Here is a 13,997-nt window from a genome sequence, read left to right on the forward strand (position 1 = left end):
CCCTCAATAAGAACAACAAGAGGTCAGGTAAATGAATCACTCAATCGACATACGCCAACTGATCGACCAGCAACCCATCGGTGCCTACCAGAAATGGGTGGTCTTCCTCGGCTTCCTGATCATCGCCCTGGACGGCCTGGACGTCGCCATCATCGGCTTCATCGCCCCGCAACTGAAAAGCGAATGGCAACTCGGTGCCCAGGCGCTCGGCCCGGTGCTCAGCGCCGCACTGATCGGCCTGGCCCTTGGTGCCCTGGTTGCAGGCCCCTTGGCCGATCGTTACGGGCGCAAGGCGGTACTGCTCGGCAGCGTGCTGCTGTTCGGCCTGTGGACCCTGGCCTCGGCCTTTTCCCCCAACCTGGAAACCCTGGTCGCACTGCGCTTTCTCACTGGCCTGGGCCTTGGCGCGGCGATGCCCAACGCCAGCACCCTGGTCAGCGAATACGCCCCGGCGCGCAGCCGCTCGCTGCTGATTACCCTGGCGTTTTGCGGTTTCTCGCTGGGTGCGGCGCTGGGCGGTTTCGTCAGCGCCTGGATGATCCCTAACCTGGGTTGGCGCAGCGTGCTGGCGCTGGGTGGGGTGTTGCCGCTGCTAGTCTTGCCGTTGCTGTGCTGGCGCCTGCCCGAGTCGGTGACCTTCCTGGTCAGCCAGGGTGCCGACCCGCAGCGCATCCGGCGCATCGTCCAGCGCCTGGCACCGGCACACTGCGGCCCCGACAGCACCTTCGTGGTTCCCGCCGCCAGCGCGCACAAGGGCGGTGCCATCGGCACCATACTCTCGCCACGCTATCGCTTCGGCACGCTGATGCTGTGGACGGGCTATGTGCTGGCGCTGTTCCTGGTCTACCTGTTCAGTGGCTGGCTGCCGACCCTGGTGAAGGAGGGCGGTGGCTTCTCGGTATCGCAAGCCGCCATCGTCACCGCATGCTTCCAGATCGGCGGGCCGGTCGGTGCAGTTTCGGTGGGCTGGGCGATGGACCGCTGCCACCCGCAACGGGTGCTGATGCTGACTTTCCTGTTCAGTGGCGCGGTGATTTTCGCCATTGGCCAGGTAGCCGGTGATTTCGCCTGGCTGTGCACCATCGCTTGGGCCGTGGGCTTTGGCCTGAACGGCGCGAGCGTGGGCATGAATGCGCTGGCGGCGGCGTTTTACCCGACCGAGGCACGTGCCACCGGTGCCAGCTGGATGAGTGGCATTGGCCGTTTCGGTGCCATCCTCAGCGCCTTTGCCGGTGCCCAGATGCTGGCGCTGGGCTGGAGTTTCGCCCAGGTGTTCGCCTCGCTGCTGGTACCGGCTGGGTTGGCGGCATTGGCGGTGTTGCTGCAGGGGTGGTACGCCAATACCAGCAGGAGTACAGATGTACTCCGCCCAGTGTAATCCCGCGAAGAGGCCTGTGCAGGCTTACTTGAACCCGGTTACCGAATGCGGCACGTAGGGTGCTTCCAGCCGGGTGATTTCCTCTTCACTCAGCTGGAACGCCAACGCCGCAATCGCATCGTCCAGCTGCGCCACTTTCGAGGCCCCGACAATCGGCGCCGACACCCCGCGTTTGCCCAGCACCCAGGCCAGCGCCACCTGCGCCATCGGCACACCACGCTCGCCGGCAATCTGCTCGACCACATCGATCACTCGGCCATCTTCCACTTCGGTCTTCTCGTAGAACGACTGCCCGGAAATGTCCGTGCGGGTACGCTCGGTCTGCTGCCCATGGGGCCGGGTCAGCCGGCCGCGGGCCATCGGGCTCCAGGGCATCAGGCCAACACCTTGGTCGAGGCACAGCGGGATCATCTCGCGCTCTTCCTCGCGGTAGATCAGGTTGAGGTAGTTCTGCATCGACACGAAGCGGCTCCAGCCGTTGCTGGCTGCGACCTGCTGGGCCTTGGCGAACTGCCAGGCGTACATCGACGAGGCGCCGATGTAGCGTGCCTTGCCGGCTTTGACCACATCGTGCAGGGCTTCCATGGTCTCTTCGATGGGCGTGTGGTAGTCCCACCGGTGGATCTGGTACAGGTCGACGTAATCGGTGCCCAGCCGGGCCAGGCTGGCGTCGATGTTGGCCATGATCGCCTTGCGTGACAGGCCCTGTTCGTTAGGGCGGGTGCTGCCTTCCCACATGTTGGCGGGGAAGAACACCTTGGTGGCGATAACCGTCTCGTCGCGGCGGGTGAACTCCTTCAGCAATTTGCCGAGGATGATTTCCGAGGTACCGGCCGAGTAGCTGTTGGCGGTGTCGAAGAAGTTGATGCCTTGCTCGACGGCGTGGCGGATGATCGGGCGGCTGTCGGCTTCGCCGAGGGTCCATGGATGGGTGCCGGCGTCCGGCTCGCCGAAGGTCATGCAGCCCAGGCACAGTTTCGAGATGTCCAGGCCGGTGTTGCCCAGTTTGACGTATTGCATCCGCTGCTCCTCAGTAATCGGTTGTGCGACGCAGGGAAGCTTAGCGGTGTTGGCTGGCTGCGAAAATTCCGAATCGGTGCAGGCGCCATCCGCATAAATTCACAAGCGCAGCAGCGGCTTGACCTGTTGCTGCAGGAAGTCGGTGACGGCCTTGATGCGCGGCGTGTTGCGCACATCCTCGTGCACGGCCAGCCAGATTTCGATGCTCATGGTCTGCTCGTCGTTGCCGGCAACCTCAAGGCCATGCTCCTGCGCCATGAAAGCCGGCAGGCAGGCGATGCCAACCCCGCCTGCGGCCGCCTGGGCCTGGATGCGCAGGTCGTTGCTCTGCAACACGAAGGGCGGGTTGCCGGTCTGGCTGAGCAGCCATTGCTGCTGCGGTGACCTGGCCTGGGATTCGTCGTAGCCGATGTAGCGCGGCGTGCCAGCGCTGCGCAGGTAGGCGGGCGCGGCGTACAAACGGTAATCCAGATAACCCAGCAGGCTGGCGACCAGTGTCGGCTCGGTGGGCCTGGCCAGGGTGATGCTGATATCGGCCTCGCGACGGGCCAGCGAGGCCCGCGACTTGCTGCCGACCAGCTTCAGGCGCAGTTGCGGGTAGCGCTGCATCAGCGCACCCAGGCGCCGGGCGATGATACTGCCGAGCAGCGCGGGCGGGGCGGCCAGCACCACTTCGCCTTCCACCTGCTGCTGGCCGGCATTGGCAAAGTGCTCCAGGGCGAACGACGACTGGGTCATCTGCTCGGCGTATTCACCTACGCGTCGGCCTTCCTCGGTCAGCGCGTAGGCCCTGGGGCGGCGGTCGACCAGCTTGAGGTTCAAGGCGGCCTCCAGCGCGGCGATGCGCCGGGTCACGGTGGCGTGGTCGACACCAAGCTGCCTGGCCGCAGCCGACAGTGAGCCGGTGCTGATGAAGGCGGAGAAATGGCGCAGATCTTCCCAATCGAACATGGCGGGCCTCTTAAGTAGAGGGGCCATGATACGGCCTTATGCGGCCTGGCAGGTGCTAGGATGGCTGCCACCTCCCGATCAGGTACCGCCATGCAACCCCTCGATCACCTGTCGTTGCACCTGTTCATCGTGGTCTGCGAAGCCGGCACCATTGCGCGTGCCAGCGAGCGGGCGTTCATGGCGCCGTCGGCGGTCAGCAAGCGGATTTCGGATATCGAAGCGCGCTTTGGCACGGCGTTGCTCAAGCGCAGCAAGCGCGGTGTCGAACCGACCCCGGCGGGCCTTGCGCTGCTGCGCCATGCGCGCGGCCTGACCCGGGCCATGGAGCGCCTGGACAGCGAATTGAGCGAGTACGCCGAAGGCGCGCGCGGGCATGTGCGGGTGCTGGCCAATGTGTCGTCGATCATGGAGTTCCTGCCCGAGGAACTGTCGGCGTTCATGCTCGACAACCCGCTGATCCAGGCCGATATCGAGGAACGTTTCAGCCCGGATGTAGTACGCGGGGTGGCGGAGGGCAGTGCCGACCTGGGCATCTGCCGCAAGTCCATGGCCGTTGGCGACCTGGAGTTCGTGCCATACCGGCAGGATCACCTGGCCGTGGTGGTCGGCGCCGATCACCCGTTGGCCGGGCGTGACAGCATCGCCTTCGAAGAGACACTGGATTACGAGCACCTGGGCCTGTCGGCTTTCGCCACGCTCAATACCTTCATGCGCAACAGCGCCGAGGCGGCGGGCAAGGCGTTGCGCTTTCGCTCGTACGTGTCGTCGTTCGACGCAGCCTATCGCCTGGTGCAGTTCGGCCTGGGCCTGGCGGTGTTCCCGCAGGAGGCGGTGGCGCGCTATGCGCAGTTGTTCGACCTGCGGGTGATCCCGCTGACCGATGACTGGGCGCTGGGCGAGTTCGTCATCTGCATGCGCGACCGCCATGCCTTGAGCCTGTCTGCGCGCCGCCTGCTCGACCATTTGCTGCTGCGCGCGCCGGCCTGGCAAACCCGGGATTGATCCATCGCGGCTGACGATGGATCAGCCCGTGAAACACGTCTTTTCTGCCTGTCGCGCTGCTCTTAGTCTGGCCTCACGCTTCAGACAGAGAGACCGTGATGACAACAATAACCATCAATGAAGTCGGCATGCGCGATGGGCTGCAAAGCCTGCACACGGTGATGCCGACCGCCGCCAAGCTGCGTTGGATCGATAGCGCCTATGCAGCCGGCGTGCGCCACATGGAAGTCGCCTCGTTTGTGCCGCCCCGGCTGCTGCCGCAGATGGCCGATGCCAAACAAGTGGTGGCCCACGCCCTGACGTATCCCGACCTGCTGGTGACTGTGCTGGCACCCAATCTGCGCGGTGCGCAGGATGCACTGGAGTCCGGCGCCCAACGGATTGTCGCGCCGGTGTCGGTCAGCACCGCCCACAGCCTGGCCAACGTGCGTCGCACGCCTCAGGAAATGGTCGAGGAGCTGGGGCGCATGTGCCAGCTGCGCAGCGAACTGGGGCGGCATGAGGTGCAGATGATCGCCGGCATGTCGGTGGCCTTTGGCTGCACCCGCCAGGGTGAGGTGCCACTGGGCGACCTATGTGAGCTGACCCGCCAGGTGATCGAGGCGGGCTGCGACCTGGTCTCGCTGGGCGATACCACGGGCTATGCCAACCCCGGCCAGGTGGCGACGGTGATCCAGGCCGTGCGCGCCATTGCTGGCGAGCGCCTGCGCGCCGCGCACTTCCACGACACCCGTGGCCTGGCCCTGGCCAACAGCCTGGTGGCTGTGCAGCAGGGCATCCGCGAGCTGGATGCCTCGCTCGCTGGCCTTGGCGGTTGCCCGTTCGCACCGGGCGCGTCGGGCAACACGGTGACCGAGGACCTGGTGTTCATGCTGCAGAGCATGGGCTTCGACACCGGCATCGACCTGCCAGCGCTGATCGCCTCGCGCCAGCTGCTGCGCGATGCGCTGCCGGATGAGCCGCTTTACGGCGCCATCGCCCGCGCCGGCCTGCCACTCAACTACCCGGGTAACGCGTAATGTCCAGACTCCCTTTGGACGGCATTCGTGTCGTCGAGATTTCGCACATGGTCATGGGCCCCACTTGCGGCATGATCCTGGGCGACCTGGGTGCCGAAGTGATCAAGATCGAGCCCACCCGTGGTGACGGCACACGCCGCTTGCTCGGGGCGGGGGCGGGGTTCTTCCGCACCTTCAACCGCAACAAGCAGTGCATCGCCGTCGACCTCGACACGCCCCAGGGCCGTGAGGCGGTGCTGGCGCTGATCGACAGCGCCGACGTGTTCATCGAAAACTTCAAGCCCGGGCGCATGCACACGCTGGGCTTCGACTACGCCACGCTGCGCCAGCGTAACCCCCGGCTGATCTATGCCTCGCACAAGGGTTTCCTCAGCGGCCCGTACGACAACCGCCTGGCCCTGGACGAAGTGGTGCAGATGATGGCCGGCCTGGCCTACATGACCGGGCCGGTGGGCCGCCCACTGCGCGCCGGCAGTTCGGTGAACGACATCATGGGCGGCATGTTCGGCGCCATTGGTGTGCTGGCCGCGCTCAACGAGCGCCACACCACCGGTGTCGGCCGTGAAGTGCAGAGCGCGTTGTACGAGAACTGCGTGCTGCTCGCGGCCCAGCACATGCAACAGTACGTGGTAACCGGCCAGGCAGCGGCGCCGATGCCCAACCGCATCAGCGCCTGGGCCATCTATGACGTGTTCACCTTCGCCGGCGGCGAGCAGATGTTCGTCGCTGCCACGGGTGAAGGCCAGTGGCAGGCGCTGTGCCAGCTGTTGGGCCAGACGGCCTTGCTCGATGACCCGACGTTGGCGACCAACAATGACCGGGTAGTGCAGCGGCCACGGCTGCTGGCGCACCTGGCCGAGGTGTTCGCCAACCTCGATGCCCGGCAGTTGGCCGTGGAACTGGAGGCCAACGGCATTCCTTTCGCGCCGATCCGCCGACCGGAAGAGTTGTTCGACGACCCGCACCTGACCCAGAGCGGCGGCATGGCGGACCTGCAACTGGAAGATGGCAGCAGCACGCCGATGCCCTTGCTGCCGCTGTCGCTGGACGGCCAGCGCCTGCAGCCGCGCCGGCCGATCCCGCGGATTGGCGAGCATACACATAAGGTCATGCGCGAGCTGGGCTACAGCGATGAACACATCGCAGAGCTGTGTGCGGCCGGTGTGCTGAAAACCGACGACCAGGCCCAGGGGGCGCACTGAATGGCCATCTATCGATACGACACGCTGACACCGACCCTTCACCCGGAAACCTTCGTTGCCGAGGACGCCACGGTCATCGGCGATGTCACCCTGGAGCAGGGCGCGAGCGTGTGGCCGCAGGCGGTGCTGCGCGGTGACAACGAGCCGATCCGCATCGGCCAGCACAGCAACGTTCAGGAAGGGGCGGTGCTGCATGCTGACCCAGGCTTTGCCCTGACCGTGGGCCGCAACGTCACCATCGGCCACCAGGCCATGCTGCACGGCTGCAGCATCGGCGACGGCGCACTGGTCGGGATCCAGGCCGTGGTGCTCAATGGCGCGGTGATCGGCCGCAACTGCCTGGTCGGAGCCGGCGCCATTGTCACCGAAGGCAAGGTGTTCCCCGACAACTCGCTGATCCTCGGGGCGCCGGCCAAGGTGGTGCGTGAGCTCAGCCCTGAAGCCATCGCCGGCATGCACGCCAATGCTGCCGAGTACGTGCGCAAGGGCCAGGCCTTCAAGGACAAGCTCGTGCGCATTGGCTGACCCGTTGCACGCGGCGCCCACAACGGGCGCCGTCGCTCTCCAATAACTACAAGAATGGAGATCCACCATGGTTGCCTTGACCGGCGAAGTGGCGCGCGAGCGCGCCGACAGCCACATCGATGAACTGCTGCTGTACCGCCGCGTGGCCTGGCGCATCATGCCGCTGGCCATCATCTGCTTCCTGTTTTCCTACTTCGACCGCATCAACATCAGCTTTGCCAAAGCCCAGATGCAGGCTGAACTGGGCCTGAGCGACGCGGCCTACGGCCTGGCCGCGAGCATGTTCTTCATCGGCTACGTGCTGTTCGAAGTGCCGAGCAGCCTGGGCCTCAAGCGCTACGGGGCGCCGGCCTGGATCTGCCGGATCATGGTGTCCTGGGGCCTGGCCACGGCGGCATTGGTGTTTGCCTACACCCAGTACACGCTGTATTTCCTGCGTTTCCTGATCGGGGTGATGGAGGCCGGTTTCGGCCCGGCGATCCTGTTCTATCTGGCCTGCTGGTTCCCCCGCAAGCACCTGGCGAAGATGAATGGCCTGTGGTTCCTCGCCGTGCCCCTGGCTGGTGCGGTGGGTGGGCCGGCGGCGGGCTTCCTGCTGGGGACCATGGACGGCGTGCTGGGCCTGGCCGGTTGGCACTGGCTGTTCCTGATGTCGGGGCTGCCGTGCGTGCTGCTGGGCGTGCTGGTGCTGTGGAAGCTGGACCGCGACATCGCGTCGGCCCGCTGGCTGAGCCGCCAGGAGAAAGACCTGCTGCTGGAGAACCTGGCCCAGGACCGGCGCGTGCAGAAGCCGGTGCTGGGGTCGCTCTGGCGGGTGCTGCTGACCCGCGAAGTGGCGATCATGGCGTTCATCTACTACGTGGTGAAAACCGCTTCTTACGGCCTGAACTTCTGGATGCCGCACCTGATCAAGTCGTCCGGTGTGCAGGACATGCTCTGGGTTGGCATGCTGTCGGCACTGCCGTATGCGGTGGCCTGCATCGGCATGGTGCTGCTGACCCGGCGCTCCGACCGCACCGGCGAACGCAAGCGTTACCTGGTGTACTGCTTGCTGGCCTCGGCGCTGGGCTACCTGCTGGCCTGCCTGAACGCGGACTCGTCCTGGGCGATGATGGCGGCGCTGGTGCTGGCCACGGCGGGCACCTTCATCGCCATCCCGATCTTCTGGACCATCCCGCAGTCGACCTTCTCGGGCCTGGCCATCGCCACCGGCACGGCGGCGATCAACTCGGTCGGCCAGTTGAGCGGCATCGTCGCGCCGGTGATGGTGGGCAAGATCAACGACCTTACCGGCAGCAGCTACATGGGCATGCTGTCGATTGCCCCGCTGATCCTGATCGCCTGCCTGGTGGTGATGCGCTACGTCAGAAACCCCAAAGCCTGAACCGCAACGCTTTCCAACAAGAACAACAACAAGGCGTAACCATGAACATTTCCCTCTCCCGGCGGGCATCGCTGATGCTCGCGGCGCTTGGCTGCGCGTGCCAGGCGGCCCAGGCAGGCTTTGTCGACGCTGGCAAGGGCAGCCTGGAGCTGCGCAACTTCTACTTCGACCGCGATTTCCATGGCGATACCGCCAGCCAGTCGCGGCGCGGCGAGTGGGCCCAGGGCTTCATGCTCAAGTGGCAGTCCGGCTATACCGACGGGGTTGTCGGCTTTGGCCTGGATGCAGCTGGCATGCTCGGCATCAAGCTCGATTCTTCGCCCGACCGCAGCGGCACCGGGTTGTTGCCGCGCGGCAGCGACAAGCGCGCAGCGGACGAGTATGGCAAGGCGGTTGCCACGTTCAAGGCGAAGCTGTCGCGGACCGAGTTGCAGGTCGGCGGGCTGAGCCCGCAGTTGCCGCTGCTGGCGTCGAACTACAGCCGCCTGTTCCCGCAGTGGTTCAACGGGGCGCAGCTGGTCAGCAAGGATCTGGACGATTTCACCTTCACCGTGCTGCAGGTCGATGCGACCAAGCTGCGGGACTCCACCGATTTCGAAGACCTGACGGCGATGGCACAACAGGGCGCCTATTCAGCGACGGTGGGCAGTGACCGCTTGTATTACGCCGGGGCGGATTACCAGCCGTTGAAGAACCTGACCGTGAGCCTGCACGCCAGCGAACTCGAAGACCTGTTCCGCCGTGATTTCGCCGGTTTCAAGTACCGCATCGCTGTGGGGCCGGGTGAGGCGTTCACCGAGTGGCGCTGGTTCAATGCCAGGGAACAGGGCAGGGCGTTGCTGGGCGAGGTGGACAACCGCACCTTGAGCACCAACTTCGGCTACAGCCTGCAAGGCCATACCTTCAGCGGCGGCTACCAGAAGGTCAGTGGCGATACCGCCTACGCCTATGTGGGCGGCACCGACACTTATCTTTTCAGCGAACAGCAGGTCAGTACCTTCGCCCTGGCCAACGAGCGTGCCTGGATGCTGCGTTATGACTACAACTTTGCGGTTTTGGGCATCCCTGGGCTGACCTTCAACGTGCGTTACGTGACGGGTGACCAGGTCGACCCGCAGCGCATCGCCACGAGCAAGGGCAGGGCGCTTGAGGCACGAGGTGGTGAGGGTGAGGAGTGGGAGCGGACCACAGACATCACCTATGTGGTGCAGTCGGGAACGTTCAGAAATGTGTCGCTGCGCTGGCGCAACGCGAGCATGCGCTCGAACTTTGCCGATGCGGCGGACGAGAACCGGGTGATTGTCGGCTACACCTTCGAGTTCTAGGGGGTAGCAGTTCTCCTGTAGGAGCGGGCTTGCCCCGCGAAGAAGGCAGCACGGTGCATGGCGCCGGCTTCGCCGGTGTTCGCGGGGCAAGCCCGCTCCTACAAGGGAGGTGTGTCAAGGCTCAGGATGTCGCAGGCTTTGAAACCGGTTTCAAAAGATGTCCAAACCAGCTAGATTACGCGGCTTTTCCGGCCCCGGCCGGTCACCAGATGGCAACCCAAGGCCGCCCCAATGCTGATGAGGACCCGAAATGCCTGAGCATGCCCCCGACAACCCGCGCCGGGACTTCCTGCGCAAGACCCTGACCCTGATCCCGGTGGTCACTGTGGCCAGTACCGGCCTTGGTGCAAGCCAGCTGCTGGCTGAGCCGGTGCGCGACGAACCCTTGCACGGCAAGGTGCCGCCCACGCCCCCTGCGGGCAACTATCAGCCAACCTTCTTCACTGCCGAAGAGTGGGCCTTCGTGCAAGCGGCCGTGTCGCGCATCATCCCCGCCGACGAACTCGGCCCCGGCGCACTGGAAGCTGGCGCCGCCGAGTTCATCGACCGCCAGATGAACACCCCTTACGCCACCGGCGCCCAGTGGTACATGCAAGGCCCGTTCAAGGCCGATGCCGCCCCGGAGCTCGGCTACCAGCTGCAACTCAGCCCGCAACAAATCTACCGCCTGGGCATCGCCGCCACGGAGGCGTGGGTCAAGAACGCCAGCGGTAAAACCTTTGCCGAGCAAGATAGCGCTACCCGAGACAAGATTCTCGGCAAGATCGAAGCCGGTGAGATCGTTTTCGAGCAGTTGCCGGCCAAGTTGTTCTTCAGCCTGCTGGTGCAGAACACCCGCGAGGGCTTCTTCTGCGACCCGATTCACGGCGGCAACAAAAACATGGTCGGCTGGACGCAGATCGGCTTCCCGGGTGCCCGGGCAGATTTCATGGACTGGGTCGAGCGCAACGAGCCTTACCCGTTCCCGGCAGTTTCGATTCGTGGCGAGAGGGCGTAAGGCATGGCCAATGCAATGAAGAAGGCTGACGTGGTGATCGTCGGTTTCGGCTGGGCCGGTGCGATCATGGCCAAGGAGCTCACCGAAGCCGGGCTGCAGGTGGTGGCGCTAGAGCGCGGGCCGATGCAGGACACTTACCCGGATGGCAGCTACCCGCAGGTGATCGACGAACTGACCTACAGCGTGCGCAAGAAGCTGTTCGTCGACGTCTCGAAAGAGACCGTCACCATCCGCCACAGCATCAACGACGTGGCACTGCCCAACCGCCAGCTCGGCGCCTTCCTGCCGGGCAAGGGCGTCGGCGGCGCAGGGCTGCACTGGTCGGGCGTGCACTTTCGGGTCGACCCGATGGAGCTGCGCATGCGCAGCCACTACGAAGAGCGCTATGGCAAGCGCTTCATCCCCGAAGACATGACGATTCAGGACTTCGGCGTCAGCTACGAGGAGCTCGAACCGCATTTCGACTTTGCCGAGAAGGTCTTCGGCACCTCGGGCCAGGCCTGGACCGTCAACGGCAAGCGGGTGGGTGAAGGGAAGGGCGGCAACCCCTACGCCCCTGACCGCTCCAACCCGTTCCCGCTCGAAGCGCAAAAGAACGTGGTGTCGGCCAAGCTGTTCGAAAAGGCCGCGGCCAGCCTCGGCTACAAGCCGTACAACCTGCCGTCGGCCAACACCTCTGGGCCGTACACCAACCCGTACGGCGCGCAGATGGGACCGTGCAACTTCTGCGGCTTCTGCAGCGGCTACGTCTGCTACATGTACTCCAAGGCCTCGCCGAACGTGAACATCCTGCCGGCGCTGCGCCAGGTGCCGAACTTCGAGCTGCGCGCCAACGCCCATGTGCTGCGGGTGAACCTGGACGACAGCAAGCGCAAGGCCACCGGCGTGACCTACATCGACGCCCAGGGCCGCGAGGTGGAGCAGCCCGCAGACATCGTCATCCTCGCCGCGTTCCAGTTCAACAATGTGCGCCTGATGCTGCTGTCCGGCATCGGCAAGCCTTATGACCCGGTCAAGAACGAAGGGGTGGTTGGGCGCAACTTCGCCTACCAGAACATGGGCACGGTCAAGGCGTTCTTCGACAAGGACACCTACACCAACAACTTCATCGGTGCCGGCGGCAACGGCGTGGCCATCGACGACTTCAACGCCGACAACTTCGACCATGGCCCGCACGGCTTCGTCGGTGGCTCGCCGATGTGGGTCAACCAGGCCGGCAGCCGGCCGATCGCCGGGGTCGCCAACCCGCCCGGCACCCCGGCCTGGGGCAGCGCCTGGAAGAAGGCCACCGCCGACTACTACACCCACCAGGTGTCGATGGACGCCCACGGCGCGCACCAGTCGTACCGCGGCAACTACCTCGACCTCGACCCGACCTACCGCGATGCCTACGGCCAGCCGCTGCTGCGCATGACCTTCGACTGGCAGGAAAACGACATCAGGATGAACCAGTTCATGGTCGACAAGCTGAGCAAGATCGCCCAGGCGATGAACCCCAAGTCAATCGCCATCCTCGGCAAGAAGGTCAAGGAACACTTCAACACCGCCAGCTACCAGACCACCCACCTCAACGGTGGTGCGATCATGGGCAGCCACCCGAGCACCAGTGCGTTGAACCGTTACCTGCAGAGCTGGGACGTGCACAACGTGTTCGTCCCCGGTGCTTCGGCATTCCCCCAGGGCCTGGGCTACAACCCCACCGGCCTGGTGGCGGCGCTGACCTACTGGTCGGCCCAGGCGATCCGCGAGCTGTACCTGAAGAACCCCGGCCCGCTGGTCCAGGCTTGAGGAGCGATGAACATGAAGAACCTGTTGATCGCAACCCTGCTGCTGGGCGCCACGGCGGCGGCCCAGGCCGATGATGCCCTGGTGAAGAAGGGCGAATACCTGGCCCGCGCGGGTGACTGCGTGGCCTGCCATACCGCCAAGGGCGGCAAGCCCTTTGCCGGCGGGCTGCCTATGGAAACCCCGATCGGTACGGTTTACTCCACCAACATCACCCCGGACGCCAGTGGTATCGGCCAGTACAGCTACGCCGACTTCGACCAGGCGGTGCGCAAAGGCATCGCCCGGGATGGCAGCACCTTGTATCCGGCGATGCCATTCCCGTCCTACGCGCGGGTCAGCGACGACGACATGCAGGCGCTGTATGCGTACTTCATGCAAGGCGTCGAGCCGGTCGCCCAGCCCAACAAGCCGACCGATATCCCCTGGCCGTTGAGCATGCGCTGGCCGCTGTCGATCTGGCGCGGGCTGTTCGCCCCCGAGGTGCAGGCCTGGCAGGCACCCGCCGGCGCAGACCCGGTGGTCAGCCGTGGCGCCTACCTGGTCGAAGGCCTGGGCCACTGTGGCGCCTGCCACACCCCGCGAGCCCTGACCATGCAGGAAAAGGCCCTGAGCCCGGCCGATGGCGAGCAGTTCCTGGCCGGCAGTGCGCCGCTCGAAGGCTGGATCGCCAAGAACCTGCGTGGCGACCACAAGGACGGCCTGGGCAGCTGGAGCGAAGAGCAGCTGGTGCAGTTCCTCAAGACCGGCCGCAGTGACCGCAGCGCGGTGTTCGGTGGCATGAGCGATGTGGTCGAGCACAGCATGCAGCACTTGAGTGATGCCGACCTGACCGCCATTGCCCGCTACCTGAAGACCTTGCCGCCGAGCGACCCGAACGACCAGCCGCATGTGTATGACAAGCAAGTGGCCGATGCCTTGTGGCAGGGCGACGACAGCAAGCCGGGGGCGTCGGTGTACATCGACAACTGCGCGGCCTGCCACCGCACCGATGGCCACGGCTATACCCGGGTGTTCCCGGCGCTGGCGGGTAACCCGGTGGTGCAGACGGCGGATGCCACCTCGCTGATCCATGTGGTGCTGGCGGGCGGGACCGTGCCGGCGACGCACACCGCGCCGTCGAACTTCACCATGCCGGCGTTCGGCTGGCGCCTGAGTGACCAGGAAGTGGCGGATGTGGTCAATTTCATTCGCACCAGCTGGGGTAACCAGGGCAGCCCAGTCAGCGCCGCTGATGTGAAACACCTCCGGTAACTGCACCCCGGTCACCCTGTGAGAGCGGGTTCACCCGCGAATGCGTCGGTAAATTCAACATCGCATTCGCAGGTACACCCACTCTCACACTGCTCTGCGTACTATTTGATAGCTGCATCAATAGGTTAGGTAGCATACCTGTTGCGTTACCTTAT

General features: G+C 65.0%; 12 protein-coding genes. 10 read left to right on the plus strand and 2 right to left on the minus strand.

Going from position 1 to position 13,997, the window contains the following annotated elements; translation table 11 throughout:
• Positions 1 to 31: 31 nt before the first annotated feature.
• The gene (locus ACOKS3_RS14210) at positions 32 to 1,378 is read left to right on the plus strand and encodes an MFS transporter (RefSeq protein ID WP_422763963.1); all 1,347 of its coding nucleotides are present in this window, start codon (positions 32 to 34) and stop codon (positions 1,376 to 1,378) included.
• A 24-nt stretch (positions 1,379 to 1,402) separates the two neighbouring features.
• Here the strand turns inward: ACOKS3_RS14210 and ACOKS3_RS14215 are convergent, their stop codons facing one another.
• Positions 1,403 to 2,398 carry an aldo/keto reductase gene (locus ACOKS3_RS14215; protein WP_422763964.1) on the minus strand — a complete coding sequence of 332 codons (996 nt, stop codon included), beginning with the start codon at positions 2,396 to 2,398 and terminating at the stop codon, positions 1,403 to 1,405.
• Between the two features lie 99 nt (positions 2,399 to 2,497).
• A complete protein-coding gene (locus ACOKS3_RS14220) occupies positions 2,498 to 3,349 on the minus strand; it encodes a LysR family transcriptional regulator (RefSeq protein ID WP_422763965.1) in 852 nt (283 codons plus the stop codon).
• 90 nt (positions 3,350 to 3,439) lie between these two features.
• Here ACOKS3_RS14220 and ACOKS3_RS14225 point away from each other — a divergent pair, with 90 nt between their 5' ends.
• The 9 genes from ACOKS3_RS14225 (at position 3,440) to ACOKS3_RS14265 (ending at position 13,842) form a co-directional block, all read left to right on the plus strand.
• Positions 3,440 to 4,351 (plus strand): LysR family transcriptional regulator, encoded by a 912-nt coding sequence (locus ACOKS3_RS14225; protein WP_422763966.1) that lies wholly within the window; start codon positions 3,440 to 3,442, stop codon positions 4,349 to 4,351.
• Positions 4,352 to 4,449: 98 nt separating this feature from the next.
• A complete protein-coding gene (locus ACOKS3_RS14230) occupies positions 4,450 to 5,370 on the plus strand; it encodes a hydroxymethylglutaryl-CoA lyase (protein ID WP_422763967.1) in 921 nt (306 codons plus the stop codon).
• Positions 5,370 to 6,572 carry a CaiB/BaiF CoA transferase family protein gene (locus ACOKS3_RS14235; RefSeq protein WP_422763968.1) on the plus strand — a complete coding sequence of 401 codons (1,203 nt, stop codon included), beginning with the start codon at positions 5,370 to 5,372 and terminating at the stop codon, positions 6,570 to 6,572. The genes ACOKS3_RS14230 and ACOKS3_RS14235 overlap by 1 nt, the downstream gene beginning before the upstream one ends.
• Complete coding sequence (locus ACOKS3_RS14240) at positions 6,573 to 7,097, plus strand: gamma carbonic anhydrase family protein (protein WP_110638521.1); 525 nt, start codon at positions 6,573 to 6,575, stop codon at positions 7,095 to 7,097.
• A gap of 67 nt (positions 7,098 to 7,164) precedes the next feature.
• Positions 7,165 to 8,481, plus strand: coding sequence for an MFS transporter (locus ACOKS3_RS14245; RefSeq protein WP_422763969.1), 1,317 nt, complete (start codon positions 7,165 to 7,167; stop codon positions 8,479 to 8,481).
• A gap of 41 nt (positions 8,482 to 8,522) precedes the next feature.
• A complete protein-coding gene (locus ACOKS3_RS14250) occupies positions 8,523 to 9,806 on the plus strand; it encodes an OprD family porin (RefSeq protein WP_422763970.1) in 1,284 nt (427 codons plus the stop codon).
• A 250-nt stretch (positions 9,807 to 10,056) separates the two neighbouring features.
• Complete coding sequence (locus ACOKS3_RS14255) at positions 10,057 to 10,803, plus strand: gluconate 2-dehydrogenase subunit 3 family protein (protein ID WP_422763971.1); 747 nt, start codon at positions 10,057 to 10,059, stop codon at positions 10,801 to 10,803.
• Positions 10,804 to 10,806: 3 nt separating this feature from the next.
• A complete protein-coding gene (locus ACOKS3_RS14260) occupies positions 10,807 to 12,591 on the plus strand; it encodes a GMC family oxidoreductase (RefSeq protein ID WP_422763972.1) in 1,785 nt (594 codons plus the stop codon).
• Between the two features lie 12 nt (positions 12,592 to 12,603).
• Positions 12,604 to 13,842 (plus strand): c-type cytochrome, encoded by a 1,239-nt coding sequence (locus ACOKS3_RS14265; protein WP_422763973.1) that lies wholly within the window; start codon positions 12,604 to 12,606, stop codon positions 13,840 to 13,842.
• The last annotated feature ends 155 nt before the right edge of the window (positions 13,843 to 13,997 follow it).

It is taken from the genome of Pseudomonas sp. HS6-2 (genome assembly GCF_049325675.2).
Taxonomy (GTDB): Bacteria; Pseudomonadota; Gammaproteobacteria; order Pseudomonadales; family Pseudomonadaceae; genus Aquipseudomonas; species Aquipseudomonas putida_N.